Annotated in this window: 11 protein-coding genes; 1 reads left to right on the top strand and 10 read right to left on the bottom strand. The window is 51.7% G+C overall.

All coding sequences use genetic code 11. The annotated features are described in order from the left end of the window. Positions 1 to 29: 29 nt before the first annotated feature. Positions 30 to 1,754 (bottom strand): histidine kinase N-terminal 7TM domain-containing protein, encoded by a 1,725-nt coding sequence (locus IYN85_RS17970; RefSeq protein WP_196160314.1) that lies wholly within the window; start codon positions 1,752 to 1,754, stop codon positions 30 to 32. A gap of 80 nt (positions 1,755 to 1,834) precedes the next feature. On the opposite strand from IYN85_RS17970, the gene IYN85_RS17965 reads away from it, so the two are divergent. After that, positions 1,835 to 2,506 carry a response regulator gene (locus IYN85_RS17965; RefSeq protein ID WP_196160313.1) on the top strand — a complete coding sequence of 224 codons (672 nt, stop codon included), beginning with the start codon at positions 1,835 to 1,837 and terminating at the stop codon, positions 2,504 to 2,506. Here the strand turns inward: IYN85_RS17965 and IYN85_RS17960 are convergent, their stop codons facing one another. The 9 genes from IYN85_RS17960 to IYN85_RS17920 all read right to left on the bottom strand — a co-directional run bounded on the left by IYN85_RS17960 (position 2,507) and on the right by IYN85_RS17920 (position 20,019). Further along, the gene (locus IYN85_RS17960) at positions 2,507 to 4,135 is read right to left on the bottom strand and encodes an Ig-like domain-containing protein (RefSeq protein ID WP_196160312.1); all 1,629 of its coding nucleotides are present in this window, start codon (positions 4,133 to 4,135) and stop codon (positions 2,507 to 2,509) included. It lies immediately after the preceding gene. A gap of 107 nt (positions 4,136 to 4,242) precedes the next feature. After that, positions 4,243 to 8,625 (bottom strand): hypothetical protein, encoded by a 4,383-nt coding sequence (locus IYN85_RS17955; RefSeq protein WP_196160311.1) that lies wholly within the window; start codon positions 8,623 to 8,625, stop codon positions 4,243 to 4,245. Positions 8,626 to 8,727: 102 nt separating this feature from the next. Next, on the bottom strand, positions 8,728 to 13,770 hold the full coding sequence (locus IYN85_RS17950) for a thrombospondin type 3 repeat-containing protein (RefSeq protein WP_196160310.1): 5,043 nt from the start codon (positions 13,768 to 13,770) through the stop codon (positions 8,728 to 8,730). Between the two features lie 134 nt (positions 13,771 to 13,904). Continuing rightward, positions 13,905 to 14,843: a response regulator gene (locus IYN85_RS17945; protein WP_196160309.1), complete on the bottom strand. Its 939-nt coding sequence runs from the start codon at positions 14,841 to 14,843 to the stop codon at positions 13,905 to 13,907. Positions 14,844 to 14,914: 71 nt separating this feature from the next. Next, positions 14,915 to 15,733 (bottom strand): hypothetical protein, encoded by an 819-nt coding sequence (locus IYN85_RS17940; protein ID WP_196160308.1) that lies wholly within the window; start codon positions 15,731 to 15,733, stop codon positions 14,915 to 14,917. A 1,396-nt stretch (positions 15,734 to 17,129) separates the two neighbouring features. After that, positions 17,130 to 18,011, bottom strand: a complete 882-nt coding sequence (locus IYN85_RS17935) for a S1/P1 nuclease (protein WP_255533771.1) — start codon at positions 18,009 to 18,011, stop codon at positions 17,130 to 17,132. Beyond that, positions 17,936 to 18,262 carry a DUF3392 family protein gene (locus IYN85_RS17930; protein ID WP_196160306.1) on the bottom strand — a complete coding sequence of 109 codons (327 nt, stop codon included), beginning with the start codon at positions 18,260 to 18,262 and terminating at the stop codon, positions 17,936 to 17,938. The genes IYN85_RS17935 and IYN85_RS17930 overlap by 76 nt, the downstream gene beginning before the upstream one ends. A 99-nt stretch (positions 18,263 to 18,361) precedes the next feature. Next, the gene (locus IYN85_RS17925) at positions 18,362 to 19,105 is read right to left on the bottom strand and encodes a spermidine synthase (protein WP_196160305.1); all 744 of its coding nucleotides are present in this window, start codon (positions 19,103 to 19,105) and stop codon (positions 18,362 to 18,364) included. Continuing rightward, complete coding sequence (locus IYN85_RS17920; protein WP_370592227.1) at positions 19,105 to 20,019, bottom strand: LysR substrate-binding domain-containing protein; 915 nt, start codon at positions 20,017 to 20,019, stop codon at positions 19,105 to 19,107. The genes IYN85_RS17925 and IYN85_RS17920 overlap by 1 nt, the downstream gene beginning before the upstream one ends. Positions 20,020 to 20,114 lie beyond the last annotated feature (95 nt).

The following is a 20,114-nucleotide window of genomic DNA, read 5'->3' as shown; positions in this document are numbered from 1 at the left end:
AAGCCCATTTCAATACGGAACAACTGGGGCTAGGCGGACGTCGGCAAACGGAACCAAAATGTTGCGCCCCGGTTGATACCGTCGCTGCGCACGCCAATCTCCCCTTTGTGCGCTTCCACCAAGCTTTTACAAATGGCCAAACCCAGACCATTGCTGCACTGCTCGGTGGACCGGTCTGCACTGACCCGAAACGCCCGATCGAAGACCAAGGTTAAATGCTCTGGCAACAGGCCGACGCCCGAATCAGCGACCGTGCACTCCAGCATCGCACCGTCCCTCCGCTCACAGGCGAGGCGAATCGAACCACCGGCTGGCGTATGGGTAATCGCATTGCGTAGCAAATTCTGTAAAACCTGTTCAATACGGCCGACATCGACGGTGATTTCCGGTAGCGCCGACGCGGTTGTGACGTCTAAATCGATCTGTTTGGCCTGCGCAGCCGACTGAAAATCCGCAGCAACGGATTGCAACAGATCGGCCATGTTTATGGTCTCTGGTGACAACTGCAGATCCCCGGCATCGCTTTTGGCCAACACCATAATGTCGGTCACCAGCTTGGACAGATTGCCCATCTGCCGCTGCATGGATTGATAGCGGTCTGACGTTGGTGCCATCATGCCATCGTTCATCGCTTCCAGATATCCGCTGACGATCTGAATTGGGGTACGTAAATCGTGGGCCAGATCAGCGGTCATCTGTTGTTTTTCCCGGTTTAACGCCTCCAAACGGGCCTCCGTTTCTTTCAAACGGCTGATGTCTGTCAGCAGCAAGGCATAACCCAACAGTTGAATACCATCACGTAGTTCTGAGCGCGTCACCTGAAAACAACGCGGCATTTCCCCTTCGGTGTGCCACCACTCGCGGCCTTCATAGGCAGACCAATCCTCCACCTGCGTCAGCTCTTTGATGTCTTTGCCAATGCTGTCGGTCAGCGACACCCGGAACAGGTTCAAGGCAGATTGATTCGCGTCGAGAAAATGATGCTGTTGATCGTACACCAGCACCGGCGATTCCAATTGATGCACGATCTGGTCATACGCCACCGGAATCAACCGGAAGGCGTTATAGCGAAACAGCGCTACACCGTAGAAACTGACGGTAAACAGCATCAAAAAGACGACCTGATCCGCTCCTCTCATGATGACGACGCCGAAAAAATCCGATAACAGCCGGAATCCGAGTGGCAGAAAACCGCCAATGGCAAACCAGTACGCCTGTTTTTTATACAGCCCTGGCGCCTTGCGCACATAACTTAAGTACATCACCGTGCTGACGGTAATGGACACGTACATGCCCGCCGCATAGATGCCAAACCACCAGCCCTTTTCGGTGTTGATGTCGAAAGCATCGTCGCTTAAGTAGGTGCGGGTCCAATACCAGTGGTGCCAATCGTTGGTCCAAACCACGAGCATGGTGGCAATTCCCCAGAACCACAGCGCCGTCACAAACCAGCGTTTTTGCAGCCAGTGAGACTTGCGCGTAGCTGACAGCGACAGCAACACGCCCAGGACAGGGGCCGAGGCGGCGCCAAGGTATTTCACGCTGGTCCAGAACAGCTTGGCGTCATGCTCGACACTCGCTATTTCAAAAACAGACGTCAGTTCCCAAACGGTGATGGCGGCCGCATACCAGGCAAACATGCGTACGGTGACGTTGTTGCGGATGCGGAACGCATAAACCGTTAACGCCATGGAAATGAAAAAAGCCGCCAAAAAAGGCAGAATAATAGGGTGAAACGTGAGTTCGAATGACATAATGACTCGCTGATATTTCAATGCAAAACAACTATCCGATTCAACGCAGTTTAATGAACAACGCAACGAACGAACAGCCAATGAGCCATACGATTTTAATAGTAGAAGACGAACGTGATATTGCTGAGGTGACGCAAGCCTATCTGCAGGCGCAGGGCTACCAGACCCATTGGTTTGCCGAGGGCCTGGGGGTGACAGACTGGGTAAAAGCCAATGAGCCCAGCGTAATCATTCTGGATTTAATGCTGCCCGGCAAAGATGGTTTAACCGTCTGCCAAGAGATCCGGCAATTCAGTGATGTGCCGATTATTATGACTACGGCCAAAGTACAGGAAGTCGACCGCCTGCTTGGGCTGGACGCCGGTGCCGATGATTACGTGTGTAAACCGTTCAGCACCAAAGAATTGGTGGCGCGAGTCAATGCGGCCGTGCGCCGACTGGACCGTCGCGTTGTTCAGGACGCTCCCGCGCTGCAATTGGTGGAAGGTAGCTACGCCGTTGTTTATCAGAGTGCGCGTATTGAACTGACACAAATAGAATTCAATCTTTTTCAGTTGCTCTATAAGCACCCGGGCCGCATCTACGCACGCGCGCAGATTCTCGATCTGGTGTATCAGGATTTCAGAGATGTCAGCGACCGCACCATCGACTCCCATGTGCGCAACTTACGTAAAAAGCTCGCTCAGCTGAATTTGCCGAGCGAGCCCATTCGGTCCGTGTATGGCGCCGGTTATGTCTACGAGGCGCTGTGATCAGTCGAAGCTGAGTTTTTTGACGACCAAACCGGATTCCCAATTGTTGTCTGCACCGTAGTTTTGTACGCCGGAGACAAACACATTGCCCCAAGGGTCGATGGTCAACGCCCAAAGTTCGAGTCCATCTGCACTAGTGCCCGGAAACGCGCGCTCGGAGATGAGTACTCCTTGCGCGTCCCACTCTGCTAACCAGCCTTCATATTCCCAGGTACTGCCAGCATAGGTGCCAGTACCCAGCAAGGTGCCTTCGTCTGTCAACAGCAGATCAGTTGGCCAGTTGCCACCATCAAATGCATTACCGTGAGGCTGGGTACTGAGGTGGTTGCCATTGGTGTCGAAACGCACCATCGCCATGCCATTCTTGGTTGGTAGAGTTGCTCCGTTCAAAGTCGTATTGTCCGGCTTTGTGTTCTCTGGGGTCAGGTAAACCTCAAACCCACCCAGGATTTCACCCTGTGCATTTAAGGTGATTGCATCCGACCACACATTCACATGGTCTTGTCCAAAGCGTTCTATCCAATCGATATCACCCTGCGCGGTTATTTTCATTATCGCTCCGCTTTGGCAGAAACTTTCGCAAGCCCATGTGTGCGTCGTACCTTCAAAATCCCCTTCACCGTTTAACACCAAAAAGGCATTACCATCGACATCCAGGACCATCTGTATAGGTCTCATACCTGGCGTGGGTCCACCGAACTGATTTACCCAGGCTAGGCTGCCATTCTGGTTGAACTTGGCAACGTAATAGTTACCAGTTTGGCTACCATCGATTGAGCCTATTGTCTGCCCACGCACATAGACATCATCACTGTCCGCCACGCGCATCTCGCTTAACGTTACCCATTTCGTCGGATCACTTGATTGCAGCCTCCAAGGGTAGCCACTCATTGCATTGCCATCCGAGTCGAGTGCCATAACCATGGCCCGATTGGTTAAAGGTCCATCGGCATCATCAGCAGGTAACTCAACCGTGAGTCCGACAATAATTTCATCGTTGCCATTAATGTGAAAGTTAGGTCCGCTGGCGTTGCCGCCCACATCGAGTCGTTTCGTCCACAGCTTTTCTCCGCTGGGCTTAAACTTCTGAATAAAGACCTGATTAAAGTATTCCAGTGGCTGTCCATCAAATTCAGTGCCATAGGCACCGGCCAATACATAGACATTACCCTTTGAATCGGTCGCCAAATCCCAACCGGTCACCGAACCACCAGTCGCAAACTGCTCGGCTGGGTCAGTCCAGCCTTCGGCCAACAGGCTCCATTGTGCGGCAACAAATTGATCACCTGTGGCTAACGCTACCTGATCGGTCACACGGATTTGATAGGTCACGCCCGGTGCCCAACCCGGTACCTCAGGCGTAAAGGTCACGCTAAGACCGTCACTTGCCAGTACCAGGTCACCTTCGATCGCCGGGCTAATGGTAAAAAATGGGCTTAAATCGGTACCAGCGGGAATGGCCTGCGAAAACTCAACTTCAATAACTGTTTCTGGCGTTATTTCAGTTGGTAAAGTTGCATTTGCTTGAATCTCAATCTTTACACCGTTGCCATCATTGGACGTTACGTTAATTGGCTGACAGGCACTGAAAAGCATCAACATGGCGAAAAACAAACTAAATAATCGCATAGGAACTCCTGGAAAATTGCATTTGGATAGGTGCATTGAACCAATGGATTGTGCAGAGAATATGCAGATGCAAAAAAAATGGGGAGCTTAGCTCCCCATCCTCTTCTTTACGCGGCCTTTCTGCGACGGTTAACAAGCAGCGGCCATAATAAAAGCAGAACAAATAGCCCAAAACTTCCTATTTTGGCAGGTTCCTCATCTTGTGATGCATCCCCCTTATCGCCTGTGCCAGAATCGCCCGAATCTGGCTCAGCAGACTGGGACGCATCGAACGGGAATGCATCGTTAATGTCTTCGACACCGTCATTGTCGTCATCAACGTCTGTGCTATCTGGGATCAAGTCACCATCGAAGTCCGCGGGCACGCTTGCGCTATCCAGAGAATCCGTACCTTCGTCGAGTTCAACGCTGTCACTGTAGCCGTCACCATCATCATCCGTATCGGCATTGTTGCCGATATTATCGCCGTCGGTGTCGAGCCATTCGCTGTCGTCATTGATGAACGCATCGCTGTTGTCGCCATGGCCGTCACCATCGGTGTCCGTAGTTTCGGTGTCATCATCCGGGAAGGCGTCGTTCGTATTGGCAACGCCGTCGCCGTCAAAGTCGCCATAGAAATCGTATTCGATGGCGCCAATGTCGATGTATGGGAAGATCGGTCCACCCAGGTCTTCCGGATTGTCGGGGTTGTACTCGCCCATGATGCGATCGTTACCGAGCAAGTCAACATCAACACTGTCCGGGTCGATATCGCGAGGCCCGGCTTCGATGTTAGCGCTACCTGGAATGGGGCGGTAGTCTCCGTTTTCAGGGTCGGCCAGGGCGACATAGCCCGTTGATGAAATTCCGCATTCACTGCCTTCCACCCAACTGGCGGTTTGCTGTGTCCAGCTGCTGACCTGGCAAGCGGTTGAGCCTGTTGGACCATTCAGCAGCAGGCTATTGCGCAAATTCGCAGAGCCATCTCCAAGTACGGTGAGCGCACCACCTTCGCTGTTGTACAGCGTTGATGATGATAGATTGAGTTGTCCGTCAGTCGTCATCAGTGCGGCGTCACTTCCGGATACATTGGCGATCAGGCTGTTATTCATGTACAGCTTATAGTGTTCACCATTAATAGCCGGTGCGGTTACATGTTCAACCAATGTGAAGTCCAGCATCAGATAGGATGCTGAATGCATCTCAATTACACTGGCCTGCCTTGGGTTATCCAAATAATCAGACTCAGCATCCTCTCCAGTTTGTTGGCTCAACCCATGACGTAAGGTTAGGCCGACCAAGTTCGGGAACTGACTGGCCATCAGTTTATCGGTCATTGATACCTCGAACAGCGAGGTTGCGTTTTGCCCATCAATAACCACCTCGCGAGTACCATCAATTGTTAACCCTTTGGTAATAAGCAGTGGGCTTTCAAGCGCGATCGTCATGGGTTCGCTGAACGTGATGGTATTGAGATCGCCGGCCGGATCGCTGGCGCACAAATCGGCGAGTGCCTGACGTAATGTGCCGGGGCCACTGTCCGCATTGCTGGTGACCGTGATCTGATTGGCCACACAGGCATTGTAGGGGTCGTCGTCGATCCGCGCCCAGGCCAAGACCACGTCATCTTCTGTAACTAACGTTTGTAGCTCAGCGGTCCCTTCAATCTGGTACACAAAGTCGATGACGCCATCGTTGTCGCGGTCTTCATCGACGGTATCGTCCAGACCGTCGTTGTCAAAGTCCGGAAAGTTGCCGTAACTGGTGGGTTGTGGGTCGTCAAAATCGTTGGTACCGTCACCATCCGTGTCGTACTTTAACGGATCGGTTAACCCGGCATTTTCATCGTCATCGCTGATGCCGTCGTTGTCATCATCAGTATCCGCATTATTACCGATGCCATCGCCATCAGTGTCTAACCATTCGGAGTTATCGAACGGGAAGGCATCGAACCAGTCTTTCTTGCCATCGTTGTCGTCATCGCTGTCCCAGTCATCGGAGTAGCCATCGCCATCGTTATCGCCTTGCATGACCACCGCTGATGAACACAGCTCTGGCCCCGTGATGCCTTCGAGTGAGCGAGGTGTCACGCAAAAACGGACTTGCGTCCCCGCGGCAATATAAACATCAATAGTGTTTTCTGTCGCACCGACAATATCGGTCCAATTGGTATTGGTCAGCGTTTGCCATTGATACAGGCTTTGCGATTCCTGGCTGTAGGTCCCTTCATCAGGGGCCAGATAGGTGTGCTGGCCGAGGAGACCCGAGCCCGCGACAGGCTCGGAAAATTCCGGGGTTACATGTACATCGGTAACATAAGGTACGTTGCCTACTTCAAACCAATCGCCGCAACGTTCGATGTCTTTATAGGTCATACAGAAGGTGAGAAACTGGTTGGCGTCATCGGCCGCAGCCTGATAACCAAAGACGTTGGTCGCAACAGTTGTAGCACTGTCGATATCTTCAGTGGCCGAGCGTACCCAGCGATAATCGCTGGTGTCCAGACTCCAGTGAACATTCGCAAACAGGAAATCACCGACACGGAAATTTCGGGTCACCTTATCCACCACAGGTTTTACATGAAGGTGCTTTTCTATGTAATCATGTCTTACGCTGTAATTGGTGCCAAACGAACGAAAAGGAACACTAAACCACCATATAGAAGAAGAAAAATAGTCACCAAAGTCTGTATTGCCGCACGTGCCGCAAAACCATTCGGTGCCCCACGCTTTTAACGTCATTGACTGCAACTGCCAATCATTGGTTGTTTCTGAATAAAACTTTAACCAAGATTCTTTATTATTATGATTTCCGGATCTGCTTTCTGGCATCATCGCAAAATGACGTGTTTCATACTCGGGTACATCGTAGTTCAAGTAGGCGGCTGCTTGATTGGCTGCCCAAGCTGGAACGCTCACATATTCATCGATATAGGCACGGTTACGCTTGGTATCATCCCCCACACTGAACAGTTTTTGCTCGTTGGTGAGCTCTGGCGGCTCACCCCAAACGGCTCCATGCCCACCGTTAATTTCCTCATAATTATCGTAAGTGGTGGAAGCATTCCAATGCAGTTGATGATTGTTGAGAATAGTGTCGCCCAGTTCATAATCAACACAGGCGGTGTTTACACCATTATAGGTGCAAGTGTTGTAATGATAAGTGGCAAACCAATGCCAGAAATCTCGTCCAAAAAACCAGTCATCCCAACCACGGTCGGCCACAAAGTTGACGTTCAACTGAGCGAGTGTGCCGGTAATAGGCGTGTCATCGCTGTCAATGGTTGGATTGACCATGTCGGCCGACACCACGTCAGTCCAGTCCCAGTTGTCATGTTCCGAATACATCGTACGGTGCATTTTTAATGGCTGAAAATCAGCATCGATGTAGGGAAAGCGCGGTCTTGTGAAGTTACTTCGGCTAAACGTATCCACCGGCATTGACGCATAAACACAGAAGTTCTGCACATTATCATCTTCAGCACATGCGGCTTTATTTAACAGCGGTGACACTGCTGCGCTGTGCGGATAATTGGTGAAATTATTCAACGGCACGGTCTGGTAACTGCCGCCACGGATATTGGTGCTGGTATCCTTGACCCATTTAATCCTGTTATCCAATTCGGATAGGTTACCGAGTACCATAAAGCCCACCCGCCCGGCATACACGGTGCTACCATTGGCTTCTTCGACACTTCGGTTTTGCATCATTCGCAAACCGATACTGGAAATATTGCCAATACCGCTGGTGACGGTGGCACCCTGATACACGGTCATATCGTTCAGTTGACGAAATCCAAGACTGTTTTTATACAGCATTGGACGCTGGAGCTGCGCCACACTGACCGCGTCTTGAAACGTAGCACCCAGTTCAATGGTTTGACCGCTAAAGCCGGTATCGCGCAGTTCTGCACTGGATATCAGCAACATGCGACCGTCGGCAAGACGATGCCAGCCCTCTTCGGCGATAAGGTAGTTTAACGTCGCGCCTTCTAAATCAGCCGCAAACCCGTCGGCCATCCTGATATCAAATAGGAACTGATTGCCTTGCATTATGGGTGCGGTGGGTACAATGCTCACACCATTGTTCAGTTCAGGATCTTCAAACGAGACAAAGACAACGGGGCGACTGTAGATGCGATCAGTCCAGACATCCTCGATCACATTGCCAGCGCCTACCGTTAACGTTCCGGTCTCCGCTGGAACCCCCAGCAATGCGGGTGCCCCGTCAAAACGAATGTAATAACTGTCCACATTGGTGAGGCTTGCGCCATCGTTTGGGGAAAACTGCCACTGATCGTTACCGCTATTTGCGATAAACCCAGATGTACTCGGATTCACTGCTTGAGCGAAAACAAGAGTCTCAGAACCCGAAGAGAGATTGCTAGTGGTTGTCACTTCGCTGCTGATCTCTCCAAGCCACCCGGCATCCACTGTAGCCGCCTGTGCAGCGCCGAGACTCAGCACGGTCATCAGAGCGGCGAAGGAAAGCATCGATAATAGTCGTTTCATGATCCCTGACCTCAGTTGTAGTCTAGGATTCAGTAAAACCGACAAATTTGCAGAGAATATGCAGAAAACAAAAAAGGGGAGCAATGCCCCCCTTGAAGAGTGTTATACGGTGGTTCGTCGTCTGAGCGCGAACAGTGGCCAGGAAAGCAGCAAAAGTATCAGCCCTAAACTACCGCCCTTAGCCGGTTCATCATCTTGGGTGGCATCGGCCTCACCATCGGTATCCGAGTCGCCTGAACCGGAATCTTCTGACTTAGTTGCATCGAACGGAAAGGCATCCTCGTCATCGTTTACGCCATCGTTGTCGTCATCTACGTCGGTGCTGTCCGGGATAAAGTCACCATCGAAATCGGCCGGGATGCTTTCAGAGTCCAACGGATCGGTGCCTTCGTTGCTTTCAACGGAATCGCTGTAACCGTCTCCGTCATCGTCGGTATCCGCATTGTTGCCGATGTTATCGCCGTCAGTGTCCAACCACTCTGCCGCATCGAGCGGGAAGGCATCGCTGTCGTCATTGACGCCATCGTTGTCATCATCGACATCGATGCTGTTGGGGATGAAATCGCCATCCGTATCCAACGGTGTGTCGTTAGCGTTGAGTGGATCAGTGCCTTCGTTGCTTTCAACGGCATCGCTGTAGCCGTCTCCGTCATCGTCGGTATCCGCGTTATTGCCGATGTTATCGCCGTCAGTGTCCAACCACTCTGACGCGTCTAACGGGAAGGCATCGCTGCCGTCATTGACGCCGTCGTTGTCATCATCGACATCGGTTGAGTTCGGAATGAAATCGCCATCCGTATCCAATGGCGTGTCGTTCGCGTCGAGCGGATCAGAGCCTTCGTTGCTTTCAACGGTATCGCTGTAACCGTCGTTATCGTCGTCCATGTCGGTATTGTTGCCGGTGCCGTCACCGTCCGAGTCGAGCCACTCTAATGCGTTTAATGGGAACGCATCCTCGTCATCATTGACGCCATCGTTGTCGTCATCAATGTCTGTGGAGTTCGGGATCAGGTCGCCGTCGAAGTCAGTTGGGATGCTGCTATAGTCCAGTGGGTCTGACCCTTCGTCGAGTTCAACGCTGTCACTATAGCCATCGCCGTCGTCGTCCGTATCGGTATTGTTGCCGATATTATCGCCGTCGGTGTCGAGCCATTCGCTGTCGTCATTGATGAACGCGTCACTGTTATCGCCATGGCCATCACCGTCGGTATCGGTGGTCTCCAACGCGTTGTCTGGAAAGTCATCGTTGACGTCCAAGACACCATCGCCATCAAAGTCGCCATAAAAATCGTATTCAATCGCGCCGATGTCGACTCGCGGGTAAATCGGGCCGCCGAGTTCTTCCGGGTTGTCGGGGTTGTATTCGCCCATCAAACGATCGTTACCGAGCAGGTCAAGCGCACCGGATGCGATCTCCATATCGCCCGGGCCGGCTTCGATGTTGGCACTGCCGGGAATCGGCCGGTAGTCACCGTTTGCCGGATCGGCCAAGGCAACATAGCCAGTCGACGTAACACCGCATTCACTGCCTTCCACCCAATTGGCGGTTTGCTGTGTCCAGGTGCTGATCTGACAGACCGTTGAACCGGTCGGGCCGTTCAACAGTAAGGCGTTATAAAGTTGCGCGCTGCCGTCGCCTGACACGGTCAAGGCACCGCCTTCGCTGTTGTAAACGGTCGTAGAAAACAGATTGAGTTGACCATCGGTGGTGAGCAGTGCGGCGTCCGAACCAGTGGCATTGGCGATCAGGCTGTTATCCATATACAGCACAAAGTTCTCACCACCCACAACGGGCGCCGTCATGTTTTCAATCAGGGCGAAATCGAGCATCAGATAGGATGTGTTGACCATATCAATGGCACTCGCAGGCGTTTGAGCGCCAAGGTATCCAAGCTCAAGATCCTCGTCTGTTTGTTGATTAAACCCATTGCGCAAGGTTAGACCGACCAGATGCGGGAACTGACTGCCCATCAGTTTGTCGGCCATCAACACTTCAAACAGCGAAGTCTCGTTTTGCCCATCAATGACCACCTCGCCATTACCATCAATCTTCATGCCTTTGCTTATCAGCAGCGGACTTTCGAGCATGATGGTCATTGGTTCGCTGAATGTGATGGTATTGAAATCTGCTCCGGGCTCGCTGGCGCACAAATCGGTGAGCGCCTGGCGTAATGTACCGGGGCCACTGTCGGCATTGCTGGTGACCGTGATCTGATTGGCCACGCAGGCGCTGTAGGGGTTGTCGTCGATCCGCGCCCAGGCGAGTACCACGTCATTTTCGGTGATCAGAGTTTGCAGTTCGGCTGTCCCTTCAATCTGGTAAACAAAGTCGATGACGCCATCGTTGTCACGATCTTCATCGACGGTATCGTCCAGTCCGTCGTTGTCAAAATCCGGAAAGTTGCCGTAGCTGGTGGGCTGTGGATCTTCTAAGTCATTGGTGCCGTCACCATCTGTGTCCGCTAACAGAGGATCGGTTAAGCCAGCGTTTTCGTCTTCATCGCTGATGCCGTCGTTATCGTCGTCCAAATCGGCGTTATTACCAATGCCATCGCCATCGGTGTCTAACCATTCGGAGTCATCAAACGGGAAGGCATCGAACCAGTCTTTCTTGCCATCGTTGTCGTCATCGCTGTCCCAGTCATCGGAGTAGCCATCGCCATCAAAATCGCCCTGCATGACTACAGCCGCTGAGCACAGCTCTGGCCCCGTGAGGCCTTCGAGTGAGCGCGGCGTCACGCAAAATCGGACTTGCGTTCCGGCAGCAATATACACATCGATGGTGTTTTCGGTCGCACCGGCGATGTCGGTCCAGGTGTTGTTGGTCAGCGTTTGCCATTGATACAGGCTTTGCGATTCCTGGCTGTAGGTTCCCTCATCAGGCGCCAGATAGGTGTGCTGGCCGAGTAGACCCGAGCCCGCGACAGGCTCGGAAAATTCCGGAGTGATGTGCACATCGGCGGCATAAGGGATATTGCCGACTTCAAACCACTCACCACAGCGCTCAATGCTGAGATAGGTCATACACATGGTAATAAACTGGCCGGCATCATCGGCTACGGCCTGATAACCAAACACGTCAGTCGCAAGCGTAATTGCGCTGTCGATTTCTTTCGTGGCTGAACGGACCCAGCGATAATTACCGGTATCAAAACCCCAAGGCACATTGGCAAACAGGGTGTCACCCACACGGAAATTGCGAGTGACCTTATCAACGACAGGTTTTACGTGAATACGGTCTTTATACCATTGAGGTCCAGTCAAGGATTTTGCATAGGGTATCGTAAAGCTCCAACCTGACGACGAGCGCCACTCACCAAAATCCGTGTTACCACAGGTACCACAGTTCCATTCCGTGGCCGAAGCCCTCAAGATCATGCCGTGGAATTGCCATGCACTCGAAGTCTCTCCGTGGAAGGCCATCGCCGCTTCCGTATCAAAGTTCGAGTAATACTTGTCGGGCTGGACGCCTGTAGCAGTCACACCCTCTGGGGGCAAATCATAATTGAAGTAAGCGGCGCCTTGGTTCGCCGCCCAAGTGGGCACGGTCACATACTCAATAATGATGGCGTGGTCACGTCGGGCATCATCCCGAACACTGAACAGCCGCTCTTCAGTGGTCCAAAAAGGGGGCGCCCCCCACCTAGCGCCACGTGTACCGCTGAGTTGACTGGAGTTATTGTAAGATGTTGTGGCCTTCCAATGCAGCTCATTGGCATCGAGAATGGTGTCACCCAGTTCGTAATCAACACAGGCTGTGTTCATGCCATCAAAGGTGCAACTGTTGTAATGATAGGTGGCAAACCAGTGCCAGAAATCGCTTCCGGTTATGTAGTCATCCCAACCTCGATCGGCGACAAAATTGACATGCAATTGCGCTAATGTACCCGTCACCGGTGCATTGTCGTCGTCAACAGTCGGGTTGATGAGATCGTTGCTGATGACATCTGTCCAATCCCAGTTGTCATGTTCCGAATAGAGTGTGCGCTGCATTTGCAACGGCTGAAAATCGGCATTCATATAAGGAAGGCGCGGCGTCTTAAAGTTGGCCCGGCTGAAAGCATCTACGGGCATTGACATATAAACACAGAAATTCTGAACGTCGTCATCTTCAGCGCAGGCGGCTTTGTTCAGCAATGGCGACGTCGCGGCACTGTGGGGATAGTTGGTGAAGTTAGTCGAAGGAACGGTGAAATAGCTGCCCCCGCGGATATTGGTACTGGTGTCTTTCACCCAATGCAGTTTTTTATCCATCTCGGTTAGGTTGCCCAGCACCATAAAGCCAACACGGCCGGCATACACGGTGCTGCCATTAGCCTCTTCAACGTTCCGGTTTTGCATCATGCGAAAACTGATCTCGGAGATACCACCGATTCCAGCGGTCACCGTTGCACCCTGATAGACCTCCATGTCCAGTAAGTTGCGGAACAAGGTGCCGTTATGAAACAGCATGGGGCGTTGTAACTGGGCCACCGTCACTGCATCTTGAAATGTGGCGCCCAACTCAATGGTCTGGCCGGTAAAGCCGGTATCGCGTAGTTCGGTACTGGAAATCAGCAACATGCGGCCGTCGGCCAGACGATGCCAGCCTTCTTCGGCAATGAGGTACTTCAGCGTTGCGCCTTCCAAATCGGCCGAAAAACCAGGCGCTTGGCGGATATCAAATAGAAACTGATTGCCATGAGTGATCGGAGCCGTGGGTACAATGCTCACACCGTGTGAAAAACTGGGGTTCTCAAACGCGACAAACACCACCGGGCGGCTGTAGATGCGATCGGTCCAGACGTCCTCGATCACATTGCCAGCACCGACCGTTAACGTTCCGGTCTCGGCCGGTATGCCCAGCAGCGCGGGTGCGCCATCGAACCGAATAAAATAACCGCCGACATCAGTTTGCGTCGCACCGTCATTGGTGGAAAACTGCCACTGGCCGCTGCCGTTATGGCTGATAAACCCCGAAGCACTTGGGTTGACCGCTTGCGGGAAAACGATGGTCTCAGGGCTCAAATTGAGATTGTTTTGGGTTGCGCCATCACTGCTGATGCCGCCAAGCGACCCGGCATCGACCGTTGCGGCCTGTGCAGTACAGAGCATCTGAACTGCGATCATGCTGACGAAAGAGAGTATGGAAAGTAAGCGGTGCATAAACCTGACCTCAAGTGTTTAATTGCTACCGTGCATTAAACAGGTCAAATTTGCAGAGAATATGCAGATGGTAAAAAGAGGCAGTCAGTGCCTCATTGTTTGTTTGGTACTCTTTTTAGTCGAACTTGGATGAACTAGCGCACTTCGGCGACAAACTTACTCAAGGTGTCCAGTTTATCGGGGTCGTCATCGACAATATGAATATTGATTAACGCCCGTGAGCATTCAAGATTTTTCTCCTGCAACACGATGGAGGTCACAAAGGTGTTGATCCGCGCGACCGCGTCCGGGTCTTTTTTCGGAGCAATATCAATCACCACCTGCTCCAGCACCCCGGGCGGAGAGGACTCGCTGAAGTCGATCATCACCGCTGCGTCGGTAAGGTTAATGTCCCGTAACATGCCCTGCCATTGCGCTTTTGGCGAACGTAATGATACCTTCCCTAACGAGGCTTTAGGCGAGGCAGTACGTTGCTCCCCGGCGCTGTTTTGATTCACCAGTTTAGAACTGACGGAACCCGCCGTTAATAAGCTCGCGGAGCCCCCTGTGTCACTGGACTGCGATACCTGCTTGGGGGCGGAGACCGTTTTCGCTGTCAGTAAACTCGCCGAATCATTGCCAGTACCGGTCGTCGGTGCCCGCATGGCGGCTGAACCTTTTAAAATAGCCCGTATCAATTCCCGGTGATTCACCGAGAGCAGCTTAAAGACTTTCTTGAGCAGTTGCTCGCTGCTGAAGGGTTTTCCAATGTAATCGGACACACCAGATTGCACCGCCTCAACCACATGGGATTTATCACCACGGCTGGTGACCATCATGAAAGGTGTCTTTTTTATTTCCCGTTCGGTTTCGTATTCGCGCAGCCACTGCAACAATTCAAGGCCGGACATTTCCGGCATCTCCCAGTCGCACAACACCAGGTCATACTGACGCTTTTTTAGCTGCGATTGTGCTTTACGGCCATTGATGGACTCATCGATATGGCACTGGGCAAATTGACTTTTCAGGGTACGTTTAACGAGATCACGAATGAAGCTGGCATCATCGACAACCAGGAAACTTAATTTCTGCATACCTTTTCCATCAGAGGTTTTTCCTTAAGCGTAGCAGGGGATTTTTATTTCTCCGCCCAGGCTAAAAAATATCAACCTTCGCTCAGCGATATCTCTCGCGCCGTCAGGCGCCACCGTGACGCATCGGGTGTTACCTGAAAGACCTGTGTTTTCCGGTAGCGTAAATCCAAACGCACCAACTGTTTCACCTGTTCGAGCAGTTCTTCAGAGGCACACACCGACACATAGATTTGCGTGATGTCGTTTTTCGCTAACTTCAGAGCGGTATCCGTCATAGCCTGAACTGGATACACCGCCCGCCATTCGGCACGCGCTTTGTTTTCTTCCGCGTCGCTGAACGCGCCGGGTATCGGGTTGGAGGCGCTGACTTGCGTATCATGAGGTAGGCCGTATTGAACCGGTTTCAACATCACCGGTTGCCCGGCCTTGGGCTGAAGAAACGCAGCCCGACTGGAAATCGCAATACACAAACCCTGATGCTGATCGGCCAGTGTTCGCCAACCGTAATCACTGGTCGCCGCGCTGAACAGCCTTATAAAACCGACTTTAGACAGTCGGTTTTGGCTGTATGCCGCAGGACCCATTGCCTGGGACCGACTGGCCAAAACTTTGCGCCGGATGTCGGCTTCGAAGGTGTCCCGTTTTGCCAAAAAGTCTTCAAACGCCAGCAAACCTCGAATCGACATGGGCAACTTGTCGTACTCCTGTTGCAAACCGGCGAGTATTTCCTGTTCCGTCACCGGTTGATGCAGGTTTGTGTGCCATTGATCAAAACGAACGTAAGGTTCCAGCAACGACCAATCCTTCTGCAATGGCAACTTAGCGTTTTTAAGCTGGTTCAACAGTTGTCGATCACCGTAATAAAAGTAGCTGGGTTGGTTTTTTTCCATAATTCCTGAATTCGTTTGTAAGATTTAACCTACAACCTTCGTACGAGAAGATACGCGAAATTTGTGATGAACATCGCAAAACACCGTTAAGGCCGCAAAGTACCGTCGTCATTCACTGTACGGGTTTTTCAAGGCTTATTTTGGCAGAAAATACACACCTTTGTTTTGCATATAATAGTCCGCGTTCAGGACGAACGAGATGGAAATTTCACTTGGATAGTGACCACGGATGGAACAGGGCAACAAGACGTTACCCCAGAATTCCTGCAGGATGCAGCAGAAACGGACTTCCACGGACGAAATCAGGACAGGCTCAGGTACGAGCAACAGGTGGCAGGATGTTACCTTTCAGGAGAATCACATCAAGGACGACAAGCTTACGACTCCAGGGGAAAGCTGCTTCAGCTTCCCCACCTCCCCCTTCTTTATTTTATTCCTCTGACACAGTTACCTCTATTCGTGCATTTTTGCGTGCCTTCAAGAGACTAATTTCCATTTTCACTCACCCATTTGTAAGATATTTCCTACAAGATACGTACGAAAAGACGCTAAAAATGTGACGCAATCGACACATTTGCCCTGAAAGCCGCACGCCAAGCAGGTACTACGTTTAAAGCCCAATAACCGATCATTTTTTGACCAAATTTTTACCATCTAACGAGCCTATAATAGCTCCGCGTTCAGGATGAAAGCACAGGATGAATCGCCAGGACGGTGACCAACGGATGGAATATTGCAGCCGGATGCTGCTGAGGATTGGGTCTAGGACGGGCCAGAACGGATTCTTCAGGATGAAATAGGACACGCACAGGATGTGTACGTGAGTGACCGGAAGTCTCTCATTCAGGATGAACCGTTGATGGAATAACCTGCTTACGACTCCAGGGGAAAGCTTATACCGCTTTCCCCTTCTCGTTTCTGGCTACTTCACTTTTCCAATACTTCCCTTACCCCTCACCACCTTGTAAGACATTTCCTACAAAACGAGTAATCTTTGGCGCTGACTTCTTATATTAGAACTACATAATATTCCTACAACGCAGTGATAGCGAGCCGGTTTTATATTTTGAACAAGCACGTTAAATATACCGAAAGATATGACTCAAATTGAGCATCATTATTTGGATACAATGCTCCCCGTTCAGGACGAACACAGCAGGATGACAGCCGAGGATGGCTAACAACGGATTAGCATAACGGCTCGGATGCCGACCAGGACATGAACCCACGGATTCAGGGTTAGCACGGAAGCAACAGGGAAAGATCAGGACCGGTACAGGACGTACTTTCAGCCTAAGGACTAGGTTGATCAGGAAGAACAAACGCCCAGGAAAGGCGCTGCTTACGACTCCAGGGGGAAGTGTTTACTTCCCCCGACTCATTTCTGGCCTACCCATTAATTCATCGACTTTTCTTCTTCCGGCTCCGGAAACATATCGTTTAACAATGCCGCGGTTCGAAATGCCGCTTTCATTAACTGTTGTTCCATCAGTTTCTGTCCCTTTTTAATCAGGCTGGCACTGTAGCGTCCTTCAACGGCCTCAGGGTAAACCTCCTGCAAGGCAATGGTGTACGATTCAAACGCCCAATCCGCGACTGATAACGTTTTGGTCCAGGCTTGCGTATCCAGTTTTGCCATGTCTCGATACAACTCCTGGGCATAGGTAAACCAACGTTTATTCTCGCGCCGATACAAGTCGTGGTTCCAGATCCAGGAAAAATTAACCGGCTGCAAGGCGTCGTCTTTCAGGTAGATTTTCTGGCCGCCCTGATCCCGGATCAAACCGCAGTTCAACGGTATGTGCAGTTGCACCATATAGTGCATCAGGTACAGCAGGGCCTGGCGTTTGTCAGCGTCTGAAAACCCCGACGACATCAATACCTGTCGACTTTCCAAAATGGCGGCCACGGAACAGGCGTTTTTCGGGCAATGCTTCTCAGCGTCGAACCCTTTATCGTCTGGCCCAAACAAGGTAACTTGCAACGGCTGTTGATACTGATTTTTGGGTCGGTTCAGCTCGGTCTGCACCATCGCCGCACGGGAAACCACTTCACGAAGCCAATCGTCACCGTACAGCCGTTTGATTTCAGCACGGGCGCCTTCCGTCAACATCGGCATGGTTAACTGCGCGACCATAATGTGGCCGCTTTCTTCAAACGCCTGCGCGGACGTGAACAGCAGACTGCCGACAACCCACCAGACTAACCTTTGCGACTGAGTTTTTCGGCTAACAGTCCGACGGCAATAAACGACACGATGACAGCAACCCCTAACCAAAGATTGCCAGCGGCTAAAAACAGTTTTCTGATCAGCGGTACCAGATAAACCGATAACGCTCCATAACCAAAAGCACATAACGCAATAAACACCATAGTTCGAATAATAAAATGAGCGCCTTTCACCAGCGCCCAAACCGCTTTGTTAATTCGCTCACCGTAAATCACCAGTATAGTGGCGATTAACGCAGATGCGATAAAGGTGAGATGTGGCCGGAACCAACTGGAAATTTCCGTTAACAGTGCCGTCATTGTTGCTTGATCCTCTAGGATAGGTAATCGCCGCGCATCATAACCAAGGCTCGCGCCAGAAAACAGGCCAGCGGCAGCTCTCGTTAATGTTAACAGGCCCTAAACAAGCGCCGATAATTGCCGCGAAACCTTGCTCAATGAAAAGCCCAGGCGGGCATTCAGCGCTTTCAGTTGTACTTTGCGCTGGTTTTTATCCAGGGCAACAGGGCTGTTTGAAGCCAATAAAATCCAGTTATCTTTGCCGACGCTCACCGACCATACCTGACGGAACTGCATCTTCAATTGAGAAACCACATCCAACCGCCGGTGATTCTGCCAGTAATTCAGTACCAGCCAACCGTCAGTACGAAGCCGAGCTACACAACGGTTTAAAAAGCGGCTGCTGCCCTGCTGCACATCCATGCCTTGAGCATGGTAGAGGTCACTGAACAACAGGTCGTATTGCTCAGGCTCCGTCTGTAAAAACTCGCCGGCGTCGGCATTGAACACCCTAATTCGTTCGTCTTGCGGCAAGTAAAAGTAGCGGTAGGCGACGTCGATCACCGCCTGTCGTAACTCCACAACATCCAAGTGCGTGTTATGGTCGGCGTAAAACAGCGCGGTTGCTAACGCGCCCGACCCAAGCCCCAATAATAAACAGCGCTCGCTTTGCGACTTGAACAGTAAAACCAGCATCATCGCGCGGATGTAATCAAACTGAGCGATGTGTGGGCTTTGTTTTAACACGCACCCTTGCTCATCGTTCGCACCAAACATCAATGTCCGTTTATTGCCGTTATCGAACACCTGTACCGGTCCGAACTCGTCATAACGCTGATCGATCTCTTTGCCGATACCGACCATCACTGCACTCCCGACAAAAACGGCGTGCTGGCGACAAACTCATCCGCCGTTTCGTGTAACCAGCGCGCGAAGGCTTGAACTTTACGCCGTTTGAAATGGCTGGCCGGGGCGCACAGGTAATAGCTGTAGCGGGACCGCACTTCGGTATCGAACAGTTTAATCAGCGTACCCTGCTGCACATAACGCCAGGCCACCGAATGCCGAACCAGAGCAACGCCTTGCACGGCCAGCGCGCCCTCCACCACGAAATGCACACCGGCGTATTGCACCGAGGATTTGTCCAACGTCATGTTCATCCCAGCCTGCGCCAGCCAACTATCCCAACTCATGTCGGGCTGCGTGTCTTCCAACAAATCGCACTGACATAGATCTTCAATACAGGTAATGGAACGTTGTTGCAAAAACAGAGGGTGGCACACCGGGTACAGGTAATCGTGCATGATAAATTCAGACTTCAGCCCTTCGTACGTCCCTTCCCCAAAGCGAATACACAGGTCCACCGGGTCACGGTTGAAGTTCACCAATTTCTCGGTGGGCATCAGGGCAATCGACAAATCCGGCACAATACGCTTTAACTCGCCCAACCTCGGTACCAGCCATTGCTGCCCAAACGACGACAACGTCGATAACGTCAAACTGGTCGGGTCCGGGTCATGCCCGATCTGGTTCAGCCCCTCGCGTAACTGGCTAAACCCTTGCCGGGCATAGGGCAACAGCCGCTGCCCCGCTGCCGTGAGCACCACCTTACGGTGTTGCCGCTCAAACAACTGAGTATCCAAGCGGTCCTCCAGCAAGCGAATCTGTTGACTCATCGCACCTGCGGTCACGTTTAGCAGATCCGCTGCGGCCTTAAAGCTGCCTAATTCAGCGGCATGGTAGAAGTAATACAACGCCTGTAGCGGTAAATTTGTCACTTTAGATTCTCTAAACCCAATGGCAATTTTCATCGTTTGTCGGGGACAGTCTAGCGGCATATATTCTCTTTCACCAGAGGAAATCCAGAGAGGAT

It is taken from the genome of Reinekea sp. G2M2-21, from assembly GCF_015687175.1.
Lineage (GTDB): Bacteria > Pseudomonadota > Gammaproteobacteria > Pseudomonadales > Natronospirillaceae > Reinekea.
This window is presented reverse-complemented; position numbering and strand designations above follow the sequence as displayed.

Bases quoted from the DNA above. Each gene is read 5' to 3' on its own strand.
- IYN85_RS17970 (WP_196160314.1), bottom strand. From the start codon at position 1,754: ATGTCATTCGAACTCACGTTTCACCCTATTATTCTGCCTTTTTTGGCG.
- IYN85_RS17965 (WP_196160313.1), top strand. From the start codon at position 1,835: ATGAGCCATACGATTTTAATAGTAGAAGACGAACGTGATATTGCTGAG.
- IYN85_RS17960 (WP_196160312.1), bottom strand. From the start codon at position 4,135: ATGCGATTATTTAGTTTGTTTTTCGCCATGTTGATGCTTTTCAGTGCC.
- IYN85_RS17955 (WP_196160311.1), bottom strand. From the start codon at position 8,625: ATGAAACGACTATTATCGATGCTTTCCTTCGCCGCTCTGATGACCGTG.
- IYN85_RS17950 (WP_196160310.1), bottom strand. From the start codon at position 13,770: ATGCACCGCTTACTTTCCATACTCTCTTTCGTCAGCATGATCGCAGTT.
- IYN85_RS17945 (WP_196160309.1), bottom strand. From the start codon at position 14,843: ATGCAGAAATTAAGTTTCCTGGTTGTCGATGATGCCAGCTTCATTCGT.
- IYN85_RS17940 (WP_196160308.1), bottom strand. From the start codon at position 15,733: ATGGAAAAAAACCAACCCAGCTACTTTTATTACGGTGATCGACAACTG.
- IYN85_RS17930 (WP_196160306.1), bottom strand. From the start codon at position 18,262: ATGACGGCACTGTTAACGGAAATTTCCAGTTGGTTCCGGCCACATCTC.
- IYN85_RS17925 (WP_196160305.1), bottom strand. From the start codon at position 19,105: ATGGTCGGTATCGGCAAAGAGATCGATCAGCGTTATGACGAGTTCGGA.